Source organism: Rothia kristinae NBRC 15354 (genome assembly GCF_001570865.1).
Lineage (GTDB): Bacteria > Actinomycetota > Actinomycetes > Actinomycetales > Micrococcaceae > Rothia > Rothia kristinae.
On record NZ_BCSM01000020.1, the window covers coordinates 1 to 22,118 of the forward strand.

The window sequence follows — 22,118 nt, forward strand, 5'->3', positions numbered from 1 at the left end:
AACCTGAGGACCGTCCAGCACCTCATCGACTCGGAAGGCCTGGGCGTGGTCGAGGCCGCAAAGACGGTGGGCTGGTCGAAGGCCACCTACTATCGCCACCGGGCGGCGCAGGCCGGTTCGTAGGAGCCCGTCGTCGGCTCCCCGTGCTAGAGTCGAGTCATCACGATCAGCCCGTTGCCGCAAGGCGCGGGCTGATTTTCTATCTGAAGGAAGCTCGTGGTCGAGTACACGAAGGAGTGGCTTCCGCTCGACCAGCAGGTCGAGCGGCTGATCGACCGCGGCCTCGCGGTCGACGACCCAGAACGAGCGCTCCGACTGCTGCAGTCGATCGGCTACTACCGACTCACCGGCTACCTGTACCCCTTCCTCGAGGCCGAGGAGTACACCGACGACGGTCGCGAGCGAACTCGGGTACTGAACAGGTATCTGCCCGGCACCGCGCTTCACCATGCCGAGACGATCATCGACTTCGACCGCCGACTGCGGATGCTGGTCATGGAAGGCGTCGAGCGCATCGAGGTCGCGGTGCGGATGCAGGCGGGGTACGTCCTCGGCAGGTCCTCCGCGTTCGCCCATGAGGACCCGGCGGCCTTCGACGACTCGTTCACGAAGGCGGGCACGGACAGCCGCGATCCGCAGCCCAGCTCGCACGTGAAGTGGCTGCAGCGCGTCAAGGATCGGCGGGACGGGTCCGACGAGCAGTTCGTCGCGCACTTCCGGGAGAAGTACGACGATCGCATGCCGGTCTGGGCCCTCACCGAGCTCCTCGAGCTCGGACAGCTGTCGAGCCTGTACAGGGGAATGCTCCAGCCGGATGCCGAAGAGCTCGCCCTCGCGTTCGGCGTCCCGAGGAAGAAGCTCATGGCCAGCTGGCTCGCCAGCCTCAACTACGTGCGCAACGTGGCGGCCCACCACTCGCGGCTGTTCAATCGGAAGCTTCAGAACGCGCCGTCGCGTCCTGCTTCAGGGCTGGTGTCGATGCTCGATCACCTCCGTGCGCCGGAAGCGCCGAAGAAGGACTTCGGCACCTACAACGCGCTGGCCGTGATCGCCTACCTCCTGCTCACGGTCGCCCCGGAGTCCGGGTGGCCTCGCCGGCTAGCCGAGCTGCTCGAAGCGTTCCCAGCGTCGCACGCCCTGACGGTCGGATCGATCGGCGTCCCCGACGGCTGGGAGTCGCTGGACCTGTGGCGGTGAGCTCGACGCCGATCAAGTCTCGTAAAGGTGCTTGTTGAGACAGGGGCAGTGAGACAGAGTTCTGAGACCGAGGCCCCCGCATGACTGCGGGGGCCTCGTCTCGTCCCGTCAAGGAGATGTCTTCGAGACGCGTCTTCGGAGCACCGCCGAAACCTGCCATTGTCGACGCTGCATCTTCGATGGGACGCGAAAGCAGTCAAAGAACGGTCGCGCTGCTGTCTCGCATCCGCGATGCACACTAGCGAGCGGTACGGCAACGGCGGCGGGGCCGTGCAACCACAGAGCACGCGGCCCCGCCGCTGATGACTGGTCCTACCCAGAAACGTCCGGCCGGAGTTCAGCCCTGCTGGTAGGCGATCGTCGTCATCATGCCGGCTTCCCCGTGGTAGACGTTGTGGCAGTGGCTGAGCCACCGGCCGGGGTTGTCGGCGTCGAACTCGACGCGGAGCGTCTTGCCGGGCAGGACGATCGAGGTGTCCTTGCGGGGCCCGCCTCCGGGATGCTGGTAGGTGTGGCCGTGCAGGTGCATCGGATGCCACATCTTGGTCGAGTTCTTGAACTCCAGCGCGACGCGCTCGCCCTCCTTGAGGCCGAGGGCGTCGCGCATGGGCTGCTCCATGTCCATGCGCTTGCCGTTGATCGCCCAGTCGTACTTCTCCATGCCCCCGGTCAGCTCGAGGACGAGTGTGCGGTCGGCGGCGCGCTGGGGCAGGGCGACCGCATCGATGGCCTTGAGGTCGGCCGCGGTGGCGGGAGCCTTCGTCTGCGGGAGCTTCGCGTCCTTGGCCGGGGCGCTGCCGGATCCGGTGCGCAGGACGGCGACGGCCTGGTCCTGCTTCCCAAGGGCCTCGGCGACGACGGCGAACGCGCCGTCGCCGGCGGTGATGACGGCGTCGTAGCGCTCGCCCATGCCGAGCACGACGCTCTCGGCCTCGAACGGCTGGATCGGGTAGCCGTCGGTGTGGGTGATGGTGAGCGGGTGCTCGGCGACGCCGAACCGGAAGGCGGTGTCGCCGCCGGCGTTGATGATCCGCAGTCTGATCTTCTGGCCCGGCTTCGCGGTGAAGGTCTCCGGGTCGGCCGCTGGCCTGCCGTTGATCAGGTAGAGCGGATAGTAGACGTCGCCGGCGTCGCCGCCGAGCAGCGGCGAGGTCGCCCCCATCAGGGTGTTGCCCATCCGCATCGGCCCCATGTCCATTCCGCCGTGGTCCATCATGCCCTTGCCGAGTTCCTTCATCACCTGGTCGGGCGTCGCGATGACGCCGTCGAGCCAGTCGTCCAGGACGATGATCCACTCCTGGTCGTAGTCGCCCTTCTCGTTCGGGTCGTCGATGATCAGCGGGGCGTACAGGCCGCGGTCCTGCTGGACGCCGACGTGCGGGTGGAACCAGTAGGTCCCGGCGTGCGGGAGCACGAACTCGTAGGAGAACGCGCCGCCTGGCTCGACCGGCTTCTGCGTCAGGTTCGGCACGCCGTCCATGTCGTTGCGCAGTGCCAGGCCGTGCCAGTGCACGGTGGTCGGGTCGGGTAGATCGTTGGTCAGGGCGACCTTCAGGGTGTCGCCGATGTTGCCGCGGATCGGCTCGGTCGCCGACGCGCCGGTGAACGCCCAGGTCTTCGCCTCCTTCCCGGCCAGGTCCACGGTGGTCGGCTCGGCGGTCAGCGCACGCTGCACGGTTGTGCCGGTGCGGCGGCGCTTGGATTCGGCCTTCTCGACGGCGGCGCTGTCGGGCCCGACGAACGAGGTCGTCTTGCTGGTGGAGGTGCAGCCGGCGAGGCCTGCGGCGGTGAGGGTCAGTGCGCCGGCGGCGAGGAACTGGCGGCGGTTCAGGTCGGTGTGCATGGTTGAACGGTGTCCTTCTGTGTCGATGGTGAGCGGTGCCACGGGCATCGGCCTGGACGCGCTCGACGACCACGGGTGATCGGATGCGCAGGCTCGAGGGCTCTCGGGAGAGGGGTCAGCGCCATCTGGGCGCGATGCCGTCGCAGATGCAGGGCAGGCGCATGGGCATGCCCCGATGGGCAGGAGCGCCGCTGGGGGGCGCTCCCCGCTGCTCACGTTCGATAGATCGACAGTTCCAGGTGCGACAGCGCTAATCGGCGGGGCGTCTGGAGAGGCGGCACCGGCTCGGGCGCGCGGCCGAGCTCGGGCAGGGTCGCGGCGAGCGGGGCCGGAAGGACGGGGATGCTCTTGCCGGTCGGCCCGGGGACGCAGGTGGAGCCTGAGCCGCTGCTCATGGCACCCGCGCAGCCGCCGGAGCCGTGGACCATGCCATGCGATCCGGACGTCGACGACGAGGGGGCGACGGCCGCCTCTGCGGTCAGAGCTGGCGTCGCCGGGGCGGAATGCTTCATCGAGGCCATGGGGGCGCTCATGGCCGTGGCCCCGGCACCGTTGGCCAGCGAGTGCATTCCGAGGAGGCCGGCGATCAGCAGGGCCGCGAGGACGAGGAGCTGCAGCCGGTGCCGGCTGCGGCGGGGTTCGTCGGTCGCGGTCTCCACGCTGCACAGCATACCCCGGTGGCGTATCCCGTCTCCAAGGGAGGATCCGTCGGCGAGGCGCACCCCCCGCGTTGCGGGAATACCCGGCAGGGGTATACGGTTACTCGTACGCGGTACCCACTGGGGGTATCTCTGCTGAGGAGGCATTCGATGGCTGCGAACGAGTACCAGGTGACGGGCATGACCTGCGGGCACTGCGAGATGTCGGTCCGCGAGGAGGTCAGCGGGATCCCCGGCGTCGAGGACGTCGAGGTCAGCGCGCAGACCGGCAAGCTCGTCGTGTCGGGCTCCGGCGAGATCGACGACGCGAAGGTCCTGGCCGCCGTCGAGGAGGCCGGCTACACGGCCGTGCGCGCCTGACGACACCACCACCAGCGCGGCTCACGCTCCCCGTCGACCCCGACGGCGGCGGGGGCGGAGCGCGCACCACTGACCGCATCGGCGACATGACCGCCCCTGCGCACGAACCGGACGTCTCAAAGCCCGGAGAAGAAAGGACGCAGAGGATGACTGCACCAGCGCCGCTCAGCACGGACGCCGGCATCGAGCTGGAGATCGGCGGGATGACGTGCGCCTCGTGCGCGAACCGGATTGAGCGCAAGCTCAACAGGCTCGACGGCGTCACCGCGTCGGTCAACTACGCCACAGAGAAGGCCAAGGTCACCGTGCCCGCGGGCTACGACCCGCAGCTGCTGGTCGCCGAGGTCGAGAAGACCGGCTACACCGCCGCCCTGCCCGAGCCCCCGGACGCGAAGACCGATGACGCCTCCGACGGAGGCGCGGACGCCGACCCTGAGCTGATCTCTCTGAGGCAGAGGCTGATCGGGTCGATCGTGCTCACCGTGCCGGTGATCGCGATGGCGATGATCCCTGCCCTGCAGTTCACCTACTGGCAGTGGGCCTCGCTGACCCTGGCCGCGCCGGTGATCGTCTGGGCGGGCTGGCCGTTCCACAAGGCCGCATGGACCAACCTCAAGCACGGCACCGCGACGATGGACACGCTCGTCTCGATGGGCACCTCGGCGGCGTTCCTGTGGTCGCTCTACGCCCTGTTCCTCGGACACGCCGGCATGCCGGGCATGAAGCACCCGTTCGAGTTCGCCCTGGCCCGCTCCGACGGCGCGAGCAACATCTACCTCGAGGCGGCCGCCGGGGTGACGATGTTCATCCTCGCCGGCCGCTACTTCGAGAAGCGCTCCAAGCGCCAGGCCGGTGCCGCGCTACGCGCCTTGCTCGAGCTCGGCGCGAAGGAGGTCTCGGTGCTGCGGGACGGGACCGAGATCAAGATCCCGACCTCCGAACTGGCCGTCGGCGACGAGTTCGTCGTCCGGCCCGGCGAGAAGATCGCCACCGACGGGACGGTCGTCTCCGGCAGCTCCGCGGTGGACGCCTCCATGCTCACCGGCGAATCCGTGCCTGTCGAGGTCGGCGAAGGCGACCCGGTCACCGGGGCCACCGTGAACGCCGGCGGCCGGCTCGTCGTCCGGGCGACCCGCGTCGGCTCGGACACCCAGCTGGCGCAGATGGCCAAGCTGGTCGAGGACGCCCAGTCCGGCAAGGCCGCTGTCCAGCGGCTGGCCGACAGGATCTCCGGAGTGTTCGTCCCGATCGTCATCGCCATCGCGCTCGTCGCCCTGGCGGCGTGGCTGATCTCCGGGGCCGGCGTCTCGACGGCGTTCACCGCCGCGGTCGCGGTCCTCGTCATCGCCTGCCCCTGCGCCCTGGGCCTCGCCACCCCGACCGCACTGCTGGTCGGCACCGGCCGCGGCGCGCAGCTGGGCATCCTGATCAAGGGCCCCGAGGTCCTCGAATCCACCCGCAAGGTCGACACCGTCGTGCTGGACAAGACCGGCACCGTCACCACCGGCAGGATGACCCTGGTCGACGTGATCGCCGAGGCCGGCACCGACCGCGCCGAGCTGCTCCGCCTGGCCGGGGCCCTGGAGGACGCCTCCGAGCACCCGATCGCCCAGGCCGTCGCCAAGGGCGCGGTCCAGGAGACCGGCCAGCTCCCGACGCCGGAGGACTTCGCCAACGTCGAGGGCAAGGGCGTGCAGGGCGTCGTCGACGGCCACGCCGTGCTCGTCGGCCGGGAGTCCCTGCTGGCCGACTGGTCCCAGCACCTCTCCCCTGACGTCGCCGCCGCCAAGGCCGCAGCCGAGGCCGAGGGCAAGACCGTCGTCGCCGTCGGCTGGGACGGGCAGGCCCGCGGCGTCCTCGTCGTGGCCGACACGGTCAAGCCCACCAGCGCCGAGGCGATCCAGGGCCTGAAGGGCCTGGGCCTGACCCCGGTGCTGCTCACCGGAGACAACGAGGCCGTCGCGAAGCGGATCGCCGCCGAGGTCGGCATCGACCAGGTCATCGCCGAGGTCCTGCCCAAGGACAAGGTCGACGTCGTCGCCCGCCTCCAGGGCGAAGGCAAGGTCGTCGCGATGGTCGGCGACGGCGTCAACGACGCCCCCGCCCTCGCCCAGGCCGATCTGGGTCTGGCGATGGGCACCGGCACCGACGTCGCCATCGAGGCCTCCGACATCACTCTGGTGCGCGGGGACCTGCGGGCCGCCGTCGACGCGATCCGGCTGTCCCGCCGGACCTTGGGCACCATCAAGGCCAACCTGTTCTGGGCCTTCGCCTACAACGTCGCGGCCATCCCGGTCGCGGCGCTGGGCATGCTCAACCCCATGCTCGCGGGCGCGGCGATGGCGTTCTCATCCGTCTTCGTCGTCGGCAACAGCCTCCGCCTGCGCGGATTCCGCAGCGTCACCCCGCACTGACCCGCACAACCACCCACCCGAACTGAACTGATCGCACGAGAGGCATCCGACGATGACGAACGACTCCCACGCCCACGCCAGCTGCTGCAGCACCTCCAGCGCCGCGAACCCGGCGGTCGACGCCGAGGGCCGCGAGAACCTGCTGAGCGGCAGCGACGACATGACCACCTGCCCCGTCATGGTCGGCAGCCGGGTCAGCAAGACCGCGGCCGAGGCGGCAGGCCTCTTCCGCGACTACCGAGGCCAGCGCTACTGGTTCTGCTGCGCCGGCTGCGGGCCGGCCTTCGACGCCGACCCCGCCAAGTACGCCGCCGCCATGGCGTAGTCCGAGCACCGGATCGGAGCGCCCGGATAGACGCTCCGGCGGACCAGCAGGATTGCGATATACCCCACCGGGGTATATGGTCGGAGATGGACAAGGCAACGAACAGGAGACCACATGCGCAAGCGCCTCACCATGACCCTCGCAGCAGGAGTGCTCGGCGGAGCACTCCTGCTGACCGGCTGCAGCTCCGGCGACCAGGACCCCTCGAAAGCCGGCCCGCACCACGGCGGCAGCAGCTCGACGAGCTCCCCGGCCAGCAGCGACGGCGGGATGGACCACTCCTCGATGGAGCACCCGATGGACGGCGGCCCAGCGCCCGCCGGCATCGAGAAGGCCGCCTCCCCCAAGTACCCGGTCGGCACCCAGGTGATCCTCACCGCCGACCACATGATGGGCATGGACGGCGCGAAGGCCACGATCGTCGGCGCGTACGACACCTACACCTACGCGGTGAACTTCACGCCCACCACCGGCGGCGAACCGGTCAAGGACCACAAGTGGGTCGTCCAGCAGGAGATCAAGGACGCCGGCAGCAAGCAGCTGGCCGACGGCACCGAAGTCACCCTGGAGGCCGAGCACATGAAGGGCATGAAGGGCGCGAAGGCCACCATCGCCTCCTCCACCGACGAGACCGTCTACATGGTCGACTACGAAGCAGGCGGCATGAAGATGACCAACCACAAGTGGGTCGTCGAGAGCGAGATCAAGCCGGCCTCCTGAGCCGGCCACCACCGCAGAGCAGGGCCCGGACAAGGGAAGCAGCAATGACAGACCCGAACGCGCATCAGCACCACCACGGCGACACCGCAGACGCGCCCGCCCACAGCGGGCACGCCGTCGCGACCACCGCGCCCGGCCACGGGGAAGATCCGCACGCGGGGCACGCAGGCCACGTCGCGCACCAGGGGCAGCACGGAGACCACGCCGGTCACGGCGGTCATGGAGGCCACGGGGACCACGTCGGCCAGTTCCGTCGGCTGTTCTGGATCAACCTCGTCATCGCCGCCCCGGTGGTGGGGCTCTCGCCCATGTTCGCCATGCTGCTCGGGTACTCCGTGCCCGGCTGGGCGGGGTGGGTCGCAGCGGTGCTCGGCACCGTCATGTACGTCTGGGGCGGCAAGCCGTTCCTCACCGGTGCCTGGAGCGAGCTGAGGAGCCGCAAGCCGGGGATGATGCTGCTGATCGCGCTGGCGATCACCGTGGCGTTCTTCGCCTCCTGGGCCGCCACCCTCGGGCTCGTCCACCACGAGCTGGAGTTCTGGTGGGAGCTGGCGCTGCTGATCGTCATCATGCTGCTGGGGCACTGGATCGAGATGCGCTCCCTGGCCCAGACCACCTCCGCGCTCGACTCGCTTGCCGCCCTGCTGCCCGACGAGGCCGAGCGTGTCGAGGGCGACGACATCGTCAAGGTGGACCCCGCCGAGCTTCGCGTCGGCGACGTCGTCATCGTCCGCCCCGGCGGCAGCGTCCCCGCCGACGGCACCGTCGTCGACGGCCACGCCGACATGGACGAGTCGATGATCACCGGCGAGTCCCGGCCCGTCGCCCGCGGCGAGGGCGACCCGGTCACCGCCGGCACGGTGGCCACCGACTCCGGCCTGCGGGTCGAGATCACCGCCACCGGCGACGACACCGCCCTGGCCGGCATCAACCGGCTCGTCGCCGAGGCGCAGGGCTCCTCCTCCCGCGCTCAGCGCATCGCCGACCGCGCCGCCGCCTGGCTGTTCTGGTTCGCCCTCGGCGCTGCCCTGATCACCGCGATCGTCTGGACGCTGGCCGGGTCCCCCGACGACGCCGTGGTCCGCACCATCACCGTGCTCGTGATCGCCTGCCCCCACGCCCTGGGCCTGGCGATCCCGCTGGTCGTCTCCATCGCCACCGAGCGCGCCGCTCGCGGCGGCGTCCTGGTCAAGGACCGCCTCGCGCTGGAGTCCATGCGCCAGGTCGATGCCGTGCTGTTCGACAAGACCGGCACCCTCACCAGGGGCGAGCCCACCGTCACCGGCGTCGAACCGACCGGAGACCTGGACGCCAACCAGGTCCTCGCCCTGGCCGCATCGGCCGAGGCCGACAGCGAGCACCCGCTCGCCCGGGCCATCGTCGCCGCCGCCAAGGACCGCGGCCTCGCCCTGCAGCAGGCCACCGGATTCTCCTCCTCGCCCGCCGTCGGCGTCACAGCGACCGTGGCCGGCCACGAGATCCGCGTCGGCGGCCCCCGGCTGCTCGAGGAGACCGGCCAGCACGAAACTGAATCCGCAGAAGCCTGGCGCGGCGAGGGCGCGATCATCCTGCACGTCCTGCGCGACGGGCAGGTGATCGGCGGCCTCAAACTCGCCGACGAGGTCCGCCCGGAGTCCCGCGACGCCGTCGACGCGCTCCACGAACTGGGTGTCGAGGTCGTCATGATCACCGGCGACGCCGAGGCCGTGGCGAACGAGGTCGGCCAGGAGCTCGGCATCGACCGCGTCTTCGCCGGCGTCCGCCCCGAGGACAAGTCGGCCAAGGTCGCCCAGCTGCAGCACGAGGGCAAGAAGGTCGCCATGGTCGGCGACGGCGTCAACGACGCCCCGGCGCTGGCCCAGGCCGACGTCGGCATCGCCATCGGCGCGGGCACCGACGTCGCCATCGCCTCCGCCGGCGTCATCCTGGCCAGCTCCGACCCCCGCTCGGTTCTGTCGGTCACCCAGCTGTCGAAGGCCGCCTACCGGAAGATGAAGCAGAACCTGTGGTGGGCCGCCGGGTACAACCTGATCTCCGTCCCGCTGGCGGCCGGCGTCCTCGCACCCGTCGGCTTCGTGCTGCCGATGTCGGTCGGCGCGATCCTGATGTCGCTGTCCACCGTCGTCGTCGCCCTCAACGCCCAGCTGCTGCGGCGCATCGACCTCACCCCCCAAGCCAGCACCCGCTCGATCCTGGAGCGTCAGAAGTGAAGGACACGCCCATGACACTCGACACCACCACCGACACCACTGACAGCACCGGCACCGCCAGCCCCGGCACCGAAGTCGCCGCCGCCGCGGCCCACCATCACGGCTACATCAGCGACAAGGACCGCTACCTGACGCGCATGAAGCGGATCGAGGGCCAGGCCCGCGGCATCGCCAAGATGATCGACGACGAGAAGTACTGCATCGACATCCTCACCCAGGTCTCAGCGCTCACCCGAGCCCTGCAGGGCGTCGCGACCGGGCTGCTCGACGCCCACCTCAAGCACTGCGTCCTCGACGCCGCCAAGCTCGGCGACGACGACGCGGCGATCGCCAAGATCCAGGAAGCCACCGACGCGATCAACCGCCTCGTCCGCTCCTGAGGCTCACGAGCAGCGCACCCGCGCACACGAAGGAGAAGGACCCATGCCCCGTTTCGCCCCGCTGACCGCGGAGACCGCCGTCGGCGCGTCCCGGGACCTGCTCGGCGAGCTCGTCGAGCGCCACGGCACCGTGGGCGACATGGTCTCCACGATGGCCCACTCCCCGGCCGTCCTCGGCGGCTACCTGCAGCTGAGTAGAGCGATGCGCCGCGCCAAGCTCGACCGGAGAATCAGCGAGCTTCTCTCCATCGCGGTGCAGGCGCAGCAGGGCTGCGGCCTGTGCCTCGACGCCCACGTCGCGGCCGCCCGCTCCCTGGGCGTCGCCGAGGAGGAGATCAGCCTCGCCCACCAGGGCACGTCGAGCAATCCCGCCATCTCGGCCATGATCCGGCTCGGGCGGCAGGTCTATCGGGAGCCGACCTCCGTCACCGACGAGCAGATCGACCAGCTCCGCGCGTTCGGCTACAGCGACCGCGCGATCGCCGACGTCGTCGGCGTCGTCGCGCTCAACATCCTCACCGGCGCGTTCAACCTCGTCGCCGGGCTGGGACCCGAGGACCAGCACTGACGCCCGAGGGCATTCTCTTCGGCGACCCGACTGTGCACGGGGCCTTTCGACCGGCGGGTGCGGGCCGCGTCGTCGGCCTCGCACCGGCTGGCCTGGCAGCGGGAGCCGTGCTCGCAGCAGTCGCCCTGGCCTCGGCCAGAGCGGGGTCTGGCGGTCAGCTCCCGGGTCGGATTGGCATGTCGCCGGTGTTTGCCGAATACTTGTCCGGGGCCACGGCGTGCTCCGCGGCACTCTGGGGCCACCGAATCGAGCGGAAGGCGGGAAGGCAGTGCAGCGTTTCCTGAGCATCGCGCGCCGCTTCTCGCCGGTGCTCGCGGTCCTCACCGTCGCAGCTCTGCTGATGCTGCAGCCGCCGGCTCGCGCCGCTGACCATTTCTCGATGTCTGCGTCACTGGGCACCGCCGCCGCCGATGCCGGCGCTGCCGAGATGGCGACCGGCCATTCCCCGGAGAACAGCGCTCCCATTGTGGTCCACGGCCAGTTCTCGACCAAGAACGTCGGTGACCAGCAGGCGGCCGCGGCCGCCGGCCATTTGTCCATGGGGACCGTGTCCTCCGGGATGGGCATGGCGTCGGGCTGCGGCCCGGACTGCGGCTCGCCGGCGAGCCCGTCCCCGGGTCCGATGGACTGCGTCGCAGCGGGCTGCCTGATCCTGCTGGTGCTGCTGGTCGGGATCGGAGGCCTGCGGCCGGCAGCCCGCGGAGGCGGCTGGTCGCTTCCGCGCCCATCACGGCGCACTCTTATGGAATCGTTGGTCCTCCGCTGCTGGGCTCGCCCTCCGCTGAGCCTCGCCGAGCTGTCGATCAGTCGCACCTGAGCCGGTCGCAGGTCCATCCGCGCCCGTTTCGGGGCAGCAGACATGCAGCCGTGGCCGTTCCCAGCCGGAGAACCGGCAAGTAACCACGGACCCGGCAAGTAACCACGGAACCTGTGGGCGGGTGTGCCGACCCGCGACGCTCGCGACGCCCCGGCGTCCATTCTCTGACGACTCCTTTGACAACTCGCGACGACCCCACCGGCTGGAGTTGAGCGGTCCATGCATCCTCGGCGACGTCGGGCACGTCTTCCCCGGTGGCCGTCGACCATCCCAGCTGAGAGACCCATGACCAAGAACCAGAAATCATCCACTAAGTCTTCGAAATCGTCGCCATCGCAGCGCTCGACCGGCGGGCGTACGGCCAGCAGCCGGTCCGCGCGGGACCGGCTGCGGCAGATGCAGCTCCAGGAGGCCAAGGCCCGACGGGCGCGACGGCTGATCACGGGTGCCGCGATCGCTGTCGTGGTGCTGGCCGTCGCCGCCGGAGCGGTGGTCATCGCCAGCCTCCAAGGCGGTGGATCCGACGGCCCCACCGGCGGGGCTGCCGCCGCGGGGCGTCGGGACCTGCCGCCATGGTCGCTGCCCGCCAACACCTCTGACGCGGCGAAGGCCGTCGGCCTCCGAGTCGGCCCGATGGAGGGAACGGCGGCCCACTTCCACTCCCACCTCGACATCAGCGTCAACGGGCAGCCCATCGCCGTGCCGGCCAACATCGGCGTCGACCCCGCTAGCGGCCAGATGTCGGAGCTCCACACCCACGACGAACGCGGCGTGCTGCACGTCGAGGCCCCCACCGCCGACGGCCGCTACACCCTCGGCCAGGTCTTCACCGAGTGGCAGGTCCGCCTCGACGCCGAAGGCATCGGCGGACTGGACAACAGCAACACCGACAGCCTGCGCGCCTACGTCGACGGGAAGCGATTCCAGGGAGACCCCGCCACGATCCAGCTCACCGCCCACCGGCAGATCTCACTGGTCTACGGGCCGCGAGACGCCACCGACGACCCGGCGGCCAGCTACGCGTTCGAGCAGGGCGAGTAGACGATGCCAGCGAGAGGACCACAGACCGCGGCCCGGACCGTTGCGCTGGCCGCCGCCGTGCTGAGCCTGGGGCTGGCCGCGGGCTGCACGAAGTCCATAGACCCCGCCTCGCCGTCGAAGGACGGCTCCGCCGGGCCGGCCTCCGGTGTGGTGTGCAGCTCTATCAACCCGGACAGCGCAAGCCCGCCTCGACCGCCGAAGGGCCCGACGTCAGGACCGGCGGGAACGTGACCACCGACCATCCCGGCAAGGTGGTCGTGGTCAACGTGTGGGCGTCCTGGTGCGGGCCCTGCCGCAAGGAGGCCCCCGACCTCGCCGCCGCGAGCCGTGACACGGCCAAGACGGCCCGGTTCGTCGGCCTCAACATCCGCGACGACCGCGAAGCCGCGCAGGCCTTCACCCGCGCCTTCAAGACCCCCTACCCGAGCATCTTCGACCCCGAGGGCAAGCAGCTGGTGAAGTTCTCCGGGCAGCTGTCCACCACGGCCATCCCGACCACCCTGGTGATCGACCGCGCAGGGCGCAGCGCTGCCCGCATCACCGGACCCGTGGATCGCGACACCCTCGCCGCGCTCATCACCGACACCGCCAACGGCAAGTAGCCGACCGGCCCCAGGCATCGACCAGCGCTGCGGCCGGCCCGGGAGTCGACAGACCACGAGAAAGGAAATCTGGTGCTCGAGTCACTGGGAAGCTGGGCCGCGCAGACGGTCAGCGGGGCGATGCCATTGGCGTTGCCGGTCGCGTTCCTGGCCGGCCTCGTGTCGTTCTTCTCGCCCTGCGTGGTGCCGCTGCTGCCGGGATATATCTCCTACGCAACCGGCCTGTCGGCCGCCGAGATCGTGGCCGCTCGACCGCGGACGAGGATGTGGCGCGCGCTGGCGGGGACCGTCTTGTTCGTCGCCGGCTTCGGCGTCGTGTTCGTCGGCAGCGCCACCCTGGCCGGGGCTCTCGGCGGCATCGTCCTGCGATGGCAGGGACCCCTCACCCGCGCGATGGGCGCGATCATGATCGTGCTTGGCCTGATCTTCGCCGGCCTGGTCCGCTTCGGCCAGCGCGACCTACGGCCCACCCGGCTGCCTCGGGTCGGCCTCGCCGCTGCTCCGCTGGTCGGTCTCATCTTCGGCCTGGGATGGACGCCCTGCACCGGCCCGACGCTCGGCGCGGTGCTGACGATGGCGCTGAACGCGGGCAGCGCGGCCAAGGGCGCATGGCTGGCCGTGGCCTACACCCTCGGGCTCGGCGTGCCGTTCATCGTCGCAGCGGTGGCCTTCCAGCGCATCAGCCGTGCCGTCGCCTTCCTGCGGGCCCGGCAGGAACTGATCATGCGGATCGGCGGCCTGTTGATGATCGCGACCGGGGCGCTGATGATCACCGGCGTTTGGGGCTGGCTGATGGGCGTCATCCGGCAGGTCGTCAGCGGATTCGTCACCGTGATCTGACCGCGTTCCGAGCCCGACCCGCCGGCTCGCCGCCCCGGGCTCGGGCAGGTGAGGTGATGACTGCTGGCCGCGGCACCCTTGCCGCGATGGGCAGCAGGAGTCATGATCGGCAGCTCCGGCATCGACCACCCGTGCGGGCAGCCGCGTTGCCTCTCACCAAGTGAGGGCATCAAGTGAGGGCGCGTCATCTGCGTTTCGGTGTCAGGCCGCAGACCCCGTGACCCGCACCGCCATCTCGTCCACGTTCGGCATGCGCTCCTTCACCGACGCCTCCGCCTCTGCCGCCACGCGGTCGGCCTCGGCCAGGCTCAGCGACCGCGTGCGCAGCAGGGCGTCGCCGTGCAGGCGATGGCCGACCCACCGCAGCCGCACCTGCTCCACCGACTCGACCTCGGTCAGGTGCTCCAGGGCGTGCTCGGCCCGGTCGAGGAGCTCGGGCTCGATGCCGTCCATCAGCCGCCGGCCGACCGATCGGACAGTGCCGACCAGCAGCACCGCGATCATCGCCGAGATCAGCAGCCCGACGATCGGGTCGGCCAGCGGGAAGCCCAGCAGCACGCCGATCCCGCCGGCGACCACCGCCAGCGAGGTGAACCCGTCGGTCCGGGCGTGCACGCCGTCGGCGACCAGCGCGGCCGAGCCGATCTTCCGGCCCACGCGGATCCGGTACACCGCGACCGCCTCGTTGCCCAGGAACCCGGCGATCCCTGCGGCGATCACCCAGCCGATGTTCTCCATCGGGCGTGGGTTGATCATCCGGTCGATCGCCTCGTAGGCGGCCACGATCGAGGACAGCGCGATCATCAGCACGATGAACAGGCCGGCGAGGTCCTCGGCCCGGTTGAAGCCGTAGGTGTACTTCCGCGTCGCGGCCCGCCTTGACAGTGCGAACGCGATCCACAGCGGGATCGCGGTGAGCGCGTCGGAGAGGTTGTGGATCGTGTCGGCCAGCAGCGCGACCGAGCCGGAGAAGGCGACGATCACCGCCTGCACCACGGTGGTGGCGATCATGATCACGAGGCTGATCTTCAGCGCCCGGACGCCCTCTGCGTTCGCCTCCATCGCGTCGTCGATCGAGTCCGCGGCGTCGTGGGAGTGCGGCACGAAGATCCCGTAGAGGAATCCCTTGAGTCCCGTCGGGTGCGAGTGGCCGTGGCCATGCCCATCGCCGCGATCATGATCGTGGTCGGGCTCATGGTCATGATCGTGCCCGGGCTCGATTTCGACGGCGTCGTGCGGATGGGCGTGGTCGTGCCGGGTCATGCTCGTTCCCGTTCCTGGTGGTGGTGCGCCGGGGGCTGGCCCTGCGCAATGGAGTGCTCGGCCTGGAAGATCGCGTCGGACACCAGCTGCGAGGCGTGCTCGTTCTCCAGTCGGTAGAACACCCGCTGCCCCTCCTGCCGGGTCGACACGATCCGCGCCATCCGCAGCTTCGCCAGATGCTGCGACACCGCCGCCGGGGACTTGTCCACGATGTCGGCCAGATGGTTGACCGACACCTCCCCGCTGCCGCGCAGCGCCAGGATGATCCGCACCCGCGTCGCGTCCGCGAGCAGCCCGAACACCTCCACCGCCAGCTCCACGAACGGCGAGTCCGGGTCCAGCCCGCACATCTGCTTATCTGCGTCCATGCGCAGATTATCGCATGACCGATGCGTCAGCGCATCCTGTATGGTCATCGCATGATGACCATTCTTGCTCGGACCGCCGAGGGGTCTCGATCATGACGCGCGTCCCGCCGCTCCTTCTGGCCGCCGGCGCGGCCGCGGCTCAGGGGCTGATCGCGCGGGGGTCGGCGAGCACCGCGCTGTCGCGGGCAACGGCTGGCGCGATGGCCGCGGCATCGGCAGGGCTGCTGCTCTCATCGACCACGGCGTTCCGACGCCGGGGCACGACCGTCGACCCCCTCGCCGTCGACCGGGCAGAGGCGCTGGTCACGACCGGGCCGTTCCGCCTCACGCGGAACCCGATGTACACGGTCATGGCCGGGCTGCTCCTCGCCCACGCGGCCCTTCGCCGATCGTGGGCGGCGCTCCTGCCCGCCGCCGGCTTCGTCGCCCTGATCGACCGGATCCAGATCCCGGCGGAGGAGAGCGCCCTGCGGGAGAAGTTCGGTGCCGCCTTCGACGCCTATGCGGCCGCGGCTCCCCGCTGGATCGGCCCGCCAACCTTGCCGTCTGGTCAGTGATCACTGTATAGTTCAGCGTGTGCTGACTATTGCTTCGCGTCTCGACGTCATGAACCGGCTCGGCCGGGCCATGGCGGACCCGACGCGCTCCCGGATCCTGATGTCCTTGCTCGACGGCCCGAGCCACCCCGCCGTGCTCTCGCGCGAGCTCGGGCTGACGCGCTCGAACGTGTCCAACCACCTGACCTGCCTGCGCGACTGCGGGATCGTGGTCGCCGAGCCCGAGGGCCGTCAGACCCGCTACGAGATCGCCGACCCGCACCTGGCCGCGGCGCTGACGGCGCTGGTGGACGTGACGCTGGCCGTGGACGAGAGCGCGCCGTGCATCGACCCGCAGTGCTCGGTGCCGGGCTGCTGCGCCGCGACCGGCTCGGGGGACGCCTCGTGAGCGCCGCCTGCGGCTGCGACGAGCCGACCACCAGCTCATCCGAGGAAGCCGAGGAGACCGAGCGCCCTTGGTGGCGCGACCCGGGACTGGTCGTGCCGATCCTCTCCGGCGTCGCGTTCGGCACCGGCCTGGTGCTGGAGTGGTCGGGGCTGCACGTCGCGGCGCTGGTCGCGTTCTGGGCGGGGCTGCTGCTGGGCGCGTACACGTTCGTGCCCGGCGCGCTGCGGAACCTGGTCGTCAGGCGGAGGCTGGGGATCGCGCTGCTGATGACGATCAGCGCCGTCGGCGCGGTGATCCTCGGCTACGTGGAGGAGGCCGCCGCGCTGGCGTTCCTCTACTCGATCGCCGAGGCCCTGGAGGACAAGGCGATGGACCGCGCTCGCGGCGGCCTGCGCGCGCTGCTCAAGCTCGTGCCGGATACCGCGACCGTGCTGCGCGACGGGGCCTCGGTCGAGATCCCGGCGAAGGAGATCGCCGTCGGCGACGTGCTGCTGGTCCGCCCGGGCGAGCGGGTCGCGACCGACGGGACTGTCCGGTCCGGCCGCTCCAGTCTGGACACCTCGGCGATCACCGGCGAGTCGATCCCGGTCGAGGTCGCCCCCGATGACGCGGTGTCGGCGGGCGCGATCAACACCGCGGGTGTGCTGGAGGTCGAGGCGACCGCGGCGGGCACCGACAACTCGCTGACCACCATCGTTGAGCTGGTCGAGCAGGCCCAGGCCGAGAAGGGCGAACGCGCGCGCATCGCCGACCGGATCGCCCGCCCGCTGGTGCCCGGCGTGATGGTCCTCGCCGTCCTGGTCGGCGTGCTCGGCTCGCTGCTCGGCGACCCCGAGACCTGGATCACCCGCGCCCTGGTCGTCCTCGTCGCCGCCAGCCCGTGCGCGCTGGCGATCGCGGTGCCCGTCACCGTGGTCTCCGCGATCGGGGCGGCGACGAAGTTCGGCGTCGTCATCAAGAGCGGTGCCGCCTTCGAGCGCCTCGGCGGCATCCGCCACCTCGCCGTGGACAAGACCGGCACCCTGACCCGCAACCGGCCCGAGGTCACCGCCGTCGTCGCCGCCGACGGCTTCGACGACGCCCAGGTGCTCGCCTGGGCCGCCGCCGTCGAGCAGCACTCGACGCACCCGCTGGCCGCCGCCATCGCCGCCGCGGGCCAGGCAGCCCCCGCCGCGCAGGACGTGGCCGAGGAGGCCGGGCACGGCATCGGCGGCCTGGTCGACGGCCGCCGGGTGACGGTGGGCAGCCCCCGCTGGATCGACGCGGGGGCGCTCAAGGCCCGGGTCGAGGACCTGGAGGCCGAGGGACAGACCTGCGTGCTCGTGGCCGTCGACGGCCGCCTGGCCGGGGCGATCAGCGTCCGCGACGAGCTGCGCCCCGAGGTCCCCGAGGTCGTGCGCACGCTGCGGGCCCAGGGCGTCGAGGTGAGCATGCTCACCGGCGACAACGCCCGCACCGCGCACGCGCTCGCGCAGCGCGCCGGGATCGGCGACGTGCACGCCGAGCTGCGGCCCGAGGACAAGGCCCGCATCGTCGCCCAGCTCTCCGAGGCCTCGCCCACGGCGATGATCGGCGACGGCATCAACGACGCTCCCGCCCTGGCCGGGGCGACCGTGGGCATCGCGATGGGAGCGACCGGCTCCGACGCCGCGATCGAGTCCGCCGACGTCGCCTTCACCGGCCACGACCTCGGCCTGATCCCGCAGGCGCTGCGCCACGCCCGCCGCGGCCGGGCGATCATGAACCAGAACATCGTGCTGTCCCTGGCGATCATCACCGTGCTGCTGCCCCTGGCCATCACCGGCGTGCTCGGCCTGGCCGCGGTCGTCCTCGTCCACGAGGTCGCCGAGGTCGTCGTCATCGCCAACGGGCTGCGCGCCGCGCGTGCCCGCAAGCCTCAGGCAGCGGGCTGATGCGGGCGAAGGACGCGGTCCGCGGGTCCACTGCCCGGATCGCTCATGGTCCGAGGCGGACGCTCCTGGTAGCGGGGACCTTCCTGCTCGGCGGTTTGGTCGTCCTGGTCGACCAAGGGACCAAGGCATGGGCTGAGGCCACCCTCTCGACGCAGGAGCGCATCCCGCTCGTCGGCGAGCTGCTGGGACTCCAGCTGGCGTACAACCCCGGTGCGGCGTTCTCCTTCGGTGAGGGCTCGACCTGGGTGTTCGCGCTGGTCGCTGTCGCGGCCGCGGTCGCCGCGGTCGTCTTCGCGTTCCGTGTCCGGCGTCTTCGGTGGGCGGTCGTGATCGGTGCCGTCGGCGGTGCGGCGGCCTCGCACGCCGGGGACCGGCTCTTCCGCGCCCCCGGCTTCGCCCGCGGCCACGTCGTGGACTTCCTGGCCTACGGCGACTGGTTCATCGGGAACGTCGCCGACATCGTCATCGTCGTGGGCGCGGTCACCGGGGCGTTCCTGATGCTCCACGACGGCTCATCGCCAGAAGACTCCCCGAGTTCTTCGGCACGGCTCAGTTCCGAAGAGGCTGGCGAGCGGAGCTGACGACGGCTGCCGAGCCGCAGACAGGATTGAGAGGAGAAGATGTTGGAGATCACGCTGCAGTACTTCGACGGGTGCCCGAACTGGGAGGTGATCGACCGGCGGCTCGCCGAGGCCCTCGACGGCCGATCGGACGTCCGCGTCGCGCATCAGCGAGTCGAGACCGCCGACGACGCCGCCCGCCTCGAGTTCCACGGGTCCCCGACCGTCCTCGTCGACGGCGTCGACCCCTTCGCCGACGAGCACACACCGGTCGGGCTCGCCTGCCGGGTGTTCCGCACTCCTGCCGGGCTGGCCGGGTCGCCGACCGTCGATCAGCTGCGCGCAGCCATCGGTCGCGCGCCGACGTCGGCGGTGACGGGGCTCGAGTCGCCGGTCGGACCGCTGGGCGGGCTGCCGATCGCCTGCGCGCTCGCGCCGACCGCGGGCAAGCAGCAGCTCGAGAGGTGGCGAGCCTTCGACGACGACTACCTCCTCGAGGTCGAGCGCGGAGAGGCCAGACTGGTCGTGCACTACGCCCGGACCGGCGACTCAGCGCGGCGGCTGCGCGATCTGGTCGCGACCGAGAGCGCCTGCTGCTCGTTCGTCGACTGGCAGATCGACGACGACCACGCCGACCTGCGCCTTGTCGTCACCGGCACCCCTGAGCAGCTCGCTGGTCTCAGCATCGGCTAGGTAGGTGCTCGGGGCCAGCCGCTGGCCGCGGCGACGCCGATGCGCCACCAGCATCGTCGTCCCGGTTTCTCAGGCAGCTCGGCGCAATCCGCGCGTGGACGGGCCGCGTCCGGGTACGGGACCGGATGGCCGAACAGTCGCTGACCGTGTTGCCGGGAGGAACGAATCCTGATGGACGTCCTGAGCGCAGCCGTCGACGCGCTGGCGATGGCCGGCTCGATGGGCTGGCAGATCCTCTGGCCCCTCGTGCTCGGCTTCACGCTGTCCGGCGTCATCCAGGCGGTGGTGCGCAAGGAGCGCGTCACGCAGCTGATGGCCGACGACTCGCCGAGATCGATCGCGGTCTCCGCACTGTTCGGCGCGGCGTCCTCGTCCTGCTCCTACGCCGCGGTCGCGCTGGCCCGGGCGCTGTTTCGCAAGGGCGCGGACTTCGCGGCGGCGATGGCCTTCGAGATCGCCTCGACCAACCTGGTGCTCGAGCTCGGGCTGGTCCTGTGGTTCGTGATGGGCTGGCAGTTCACCGCCGCGGAGTTCGTCGGCGGCCCGATCATGATCGTGCTGGTCGCGCTCGGATTCAGGCTCTGGATGCGCGGCCGGATCGTCGAGGCGGCGCGGCGGCAGGCCGAGCAGAGGCTCGCCGGGTCGATGGAGGGCCACGCCGCCATGGACATGTCCGTCCAGGGCGACGCCGGATTCTGGGCCCGGCTGCTCTCCCGGGACGGCGTGACCGCGGTCTCGCGCTACTTCGTGATGGACTGGGCGGCCGTGCTCCGCGACATCGTGCTGGGCCTGCTGATCGCCGGCGCGTTCGCCGCCTGGGTGCCCAAGGCCTGGCTGCAGGCAGTGTTCTTCACCGAAGACCCGGTCGCCTCGTTCGTGCTGGGCCCGCTGATCGGGCCACTGCTGGCCGTGATCAGCTTCGTCTGCTCGGTCGGGAACGTGCCACTGGCGGCGGTGCTGTGGAACGGCGGGATCAGCTTCGGCGGCGTGGTCAGCTTCCTGTTCGCCGACCTGATCATCATCCCGATCATCCTCATCTACAAGAAGTACTACGGCTGGAAGGCCACGTCCCGGATCTGCCTGGTCTTCTACGCCGCAATGGTCATCGCCGGGTACGCCGTCGAATTGATCTTCGGCCCGCTCGGCATGGTCCCGCACGACCGGAGCCTGGCGGTCGCCGAGACCGGCATCAGCTGGAACTACACCACCTGGCTGAACATCGCCTTCCTCGCACTCGCCGCCGCCCTGCTGACCGTGTTCCTCCGCACCGGCAGTATCGGCATGCTGCGCATGATGGGCGGCTCCCCGGAGCCGGCCGGGCGCGGCGACTCTGCCTCGCACAGGCAAGAATGATCAACGGCCGACCAGTTCCGAGGTGCCGGCCGGCCCCACTCATGCGGTCGCCACACTTGGTCGCCGCTTTCCGGCGCACTCGCGGCGTGGACGGATCAGCTGTCGTGCGCCCGCGCCGGCTGATACCGTCCCGGGGGCCGTGTCCGACCAGTCCCGCAGGCCCGGCTGCTGCACCGCGAGGATGACCCCGAAACCCCATCGTAGGCAAGGCACAGGACCGACCGCCCGGCGAGGAACTTGCCCGTCCCGCGGACGAACGCCAGGCCAGCCGTCCGCAATTCAGGCAGGGGGGCCTCATCTCGACGCTGCGACGGTGTCGAGTCCGCTTCTCACAGCGAGGGAGTCGGCACTATCGCAGGTCCGGGCCGGCACTACCGATCTGAGCCCCGTCCCGCCTGCGTCGTCTCGGTATCACCACGGCCGTCACGTGCTGCGAGGACGGCCAGGTATCGGTTATACGCGGCCAGTTCGGGGTCCCCACTCCGATCGGCGTCGCGGTCGGCTGAAGCGGACCTGGCAGAGTCGTAGCGGTACCATCGCCACACCAGATATGCGACGATCGCGGTGGCGGGTCCCTCGCCGTAGGACCAGGCAAGCCCGCCGGCGATCTGCTGGTCGGCGACAGGATCGATTCCCCAGGACCGTGGGGGTGCGGCGAACGCGGCGACCACGGTCGTCGGTGTCATCATGATCAGCACGCCGAAGAACGCGTGCAGGGCCATCTCGGCGAAGACGTCGAGCATCCGGCCGAGATGGGTGGGGTGGACCGGCCCCGGTCCGACCGTGAGGATCGGGACGGCGAACAGGACCCCTGCGGCCAGGAAGCCGATCTCGAGGCCGTTGTGGCCCGCCCAGGTCCCGAGGAGCCGGGAGCCGAGGTCGCTGAGGTAGAGGCCGTAGTAGGTGAGCAGGAATAGCGGGATGCCGAACGCCGGATGCAACATGATGCGGTGCGGCCGGGAATAGACGATGGCCGTAACCGTGCGCAGCAGCCCACCGAACGACCCACGATGCGGGACGGCTCGCAATGCCAGTCGGAACGGGGCA

The 22,118-nt window shown here is 70.6% G+C and carries 23 protein-coding genes; 18 read left to right on the forward strand and 5 right to left on the reverse strand.

The genetic code is table 11. The features are described 5' to 3' along the window. The first annotated feature begins 216 nt into the window (after positions 1-216). Entirely contained in the window at positions 217-1,197 is a 981-nt protein-coding gene (locus KKR01S_RS09810) for an Abi family protein (RefSeq protein ID WP_038566154.1), read from the forward strand. 337 nt (positions 1,198-1,534) lie between these two features. Here KKR01S_RS09810 and KKR01S_RS09815 read toward each other — a convergent pair whose 3' ends face one another. Further along, entirely contained in the window at positions 1,535-3,040 is a 1,506-nt protein-coding gene (locus KKR01S_RS09815) for a multicopper oxidase family protein (RefSeq protein ID WP_058731094.1), read from the reverse strand. A 212-nt stretch (positions 3,041-3,252) separates the two neighbouring features. Then, entirely contained in the window at positions 3,253-3,699 is a 447-nt protein-coding gene (locus tag KKR01S_RS09820; protein ID WP_129358159.1) for a DUF6153 family protein, read from the reverse strand. A 150-nt stretch (positions 3,700-3,849) separates the two neighbouring features. Here KKR01S_RS09820 and KKR01S_RS09825 point away from each other — a divergent pair, with 150 nt between their 5' ends. The 11 genes from KKR01S_RS09825 (at position 3,850) to KKR01S_RS09875 (ending at position 13,976) form a co-directional block, all read left to right on the forward strand. Beyond that, positions 3,850-4,059, forward strand: coding sequence for a heavy-metal-associated domain-containing protein (locus tag KKR01S_RS09825; RefSeq protein WP_006944934.1), 210 nt, complete (start codon positions 3,850-3,852; stop codon positions 4,057-4,059). 146 nt (positions 4,060-4,205) lie between these two features. Beyond that, the gene (locus KKR01S_RS09830; protein WP_038566134.1) at positions 4,206-6,473 is read left to right on the forward strand and encodes a heavy metal translocating P-type ATPase; all 2,268 of its coding nucleotides are present in this window, start codon (positions 4,206-4,208) and stop codon (positions 6,471-6,473) included. A 52-nt stretch (positions 6,474-6,525) separates the two neighbouring features. Further along, positions 6,526-6,798, forward strand: coding sequence for a YHS domain-containing protein (locus tag KKR01S_RS09835; RefSeq protein ID WP_006944982.1), 273 nt, complete (start codon positions 6,526-6,528; stop codon positions 6,796-6,798). 114 nt (positions 6,799-6,912) lie between these two features. Further along, on the forward strand, positions 6,913-7,518 hold the full coding sequence (locus tag KKR01S_RS09840; protein ID WP_006944980.1) for a YdhK family protein: 606 nt from the start codon (positions 6,913-6,915) through the stop codon (positions 7,516-7,518). Between the two features lie 44 nt (positions 7,519-7,562). Further along, positions 7,563-9,728, forward strand: coding sequence for a heavy metal translocating P-type ATPase (locus tag KKR01S_RS09845; protein WP_038566131.1), 2,166 nt, complete (start codon positions 7,563-7,565; stop codon positions 9,726-9,728). 11 nt (positions 9,729-9,739) lie between these two features. Continuing rightward, positions 9,740-10,108: a metal-sensitive transcriptional regulator gene (locus KKR01S_RS09850; RefSeq protein ID WP_171969963.1), complete on the forward strand. Its 369-nt coding sequence runs from the start codon at positions 9,740-9,742 to the stop codon at positions 10,106-10,108. A 43-nt stretch (positions 10,109-10,151) separates the two neighbouring features. After that, a complete protein-coding gene (locus tag KKR01S_RS09855) occupies positions 10,152-10,676 on the forward strand; it encodes a carboxymuconolactone decarboxylase family protein (RefSeq protein ID WP_038566125.1) in 525 nt (174 codons plus the stop codon). A gap of 268 nt (positions 10,677-10,944) precedes the next feature. Then, a complete protein-coding gene (locus tag KKR01S_RS09860) occupies positions 10,945-11,493 on the forward strand; it encodes a hypothetical protein (protein WP_038566122.1) in 549 nt (182 codons plus the stop codon). A gap of 285 nt (positions 11,494-11,778) precedes the next feature. Next, a complete protein-coding gene (locus KKR01S_RS09865; protein ID WP_196826333.1) occupies positions 11,779-12,534 on the forward strand; it encodes a hypothetical protein in 756 nt (251 codons plus the stop codon). 152 nt (positions 12,535-12,686) lie between these two features. Next, positions 12,687-13,136, forward strand: coding sequence for a TlpA family protein disulfide reductase (locus KKR01S_RS10710; RefSeq protein WP_051805394.1), 450 nt, complete (start codon positions 12,687-12,689; stop codon positions 13,134-13,136). 72 nt (positions 13,137-13,208) lie between these two features. Continuing rightward, positions 13,209-13,976 (forward strand): cytochrome c biogenesis CcdA family protein, encoded by a 768-nt coding sequence (locus KKR01S_RS09875; RefSeq protein WP_224800058.1) that lies wholly within the window; start codon positions 13,209-13,211, stop codon positions 13,974-13,976. 201 nt (positions 13,977-14,177) lie between these two features. Here KKR01S_RS09875 and KKR01S_RS09880 read toward each other — a convergent pair whose 3' ends face one another. Both KKR01S_RS09880 and KKR01S_RS09885 read right to left on the reverse strand, forming a co-directional pair. After that, positions 14,178-15,239 carry a cation diffusion facilitator family transporter gene (locus KKR01S_RS09880; RefSeq protein ID WP_038566119.1) on the reverse strand — a complete coding sequence of 354 codons (1,062 nt, stop codon included), beginning with the start codon at positions 15,237-15,239 and terminating at the stop codon, positions 14,178-14,180. Continuing rightward, positions 15,236-15,607: an ArsR/SmtB family transcription factor gene (locus tag KKR01S_RS09885; RefSeq protein WP_099049768.1), complete on the reverse strand. Its 372-nt coding sequence runs from the start codon at positions 15,605-15,607 to the stop codon at positions 15,236-15,238. Before KKR01S_RS09885 ends, KKR01S_RS09880 begins: the two co-directional genes overlap by 4 nt. A 92-nt stretch (positions 15,608-15,699) precedes the next feature. Between KKR01S_RS09885 and KKR01S_RS09890 the strand changes: the two genes are divergently transcribed. The 6 genes from KKR01S_RS09890 (at position 15,700) to KKR01S_RS09915 (ending at position 21,071) form a co-directional block, all read left to right on the forward strand. After that, the gene (locus KKR01S_RS09890; RefSeq protein WP_038566116.1) at positions 15,700-16,164 is read left to right on the forward strand and encodes a methyltransferase family protein; all 465 of its coding nucleotides are present in this window, start codon (positions 15,700-15,702) and stop codon (positions 16,162-16,164) included. 19 nt (positions 16,165-16,183) lie between these two features. Next, complete coding sequence (gene cmtR, locus KKR01S_RS09895) at positions 16,184-16,552, forward strand: Cd(II)/Pb(II)-sensing metalloregulatory transcriptional regulator CmtR (protein WP_038566113.1); 369 nt, start codon at positions 16,184-16,186, stop codon at positions 16,550-16,552. After that, a complete protein-coding gene (locus tag KKR01S_RS09900) occupies positions 16,549-18,465 on the forward strand; it encodes a heavy metal translocating P-type ATPase (protein ID WP_038569906.1) in 1,917 nt (638 codons plus the stop codon). Before cmtR ends, KKR01S_RS09900 begins: the two co-directional genes overlap by 4 nt. Beyond that, positions 18,465-19,046 carry a signal peptidase II gene (locus tag KKR01S_RS09905; RefSeq protein ID WP_029144369.1) on the forward strand — a complete coding sequence of 194 codons (582 nt, stop codon included), beginning with the start codon at positions 18,465-18,467 and terminating at the stop codon, positions 19,044-19,046. Before KKR01S_RS09900 ends, KKR01S_RS09905 begins: the two co-directional genes overlap by 1 nt. Positions 19,047-19,085: 39 nt before the next feature. Next, entirely contained in the window at positions 19,086-19,718 is a 633-nt protein-coding gene (locus KKR01S_RS11565) for a hypothetical protein (protein WP_311197648.1), read from the forward strand. Between the two features lie 171 nt (positions 19,719-19,889). Then, positions 19,890-21,071 carry a permease gene (locus tag KKR01S_RS09915; protein ID WP_058731092.1) on the forward strand — a complete coding sequence of 394 codons (1,182 nt, stop codon included), beginning with the start codon at positions 19,890-19,892 and terminating at the stop codon, positions 21,069-21,071. A gap of 371 nt (positions 21,072-21,442) precedes the next feature. Here the strand turns inward: KKR01S_RS09915 and KKR01S_RS09920 are convergent. Continuing rightward, positions 21,443-22,118, reverse strand: a 676-nt coding sequence (locus KKR01S_RS09920) for a cytochrome c oxidase assembly protein (RefSeq protein ID WP_131798003.1), incomplete at its 5' end; no start/stop codon positions are given.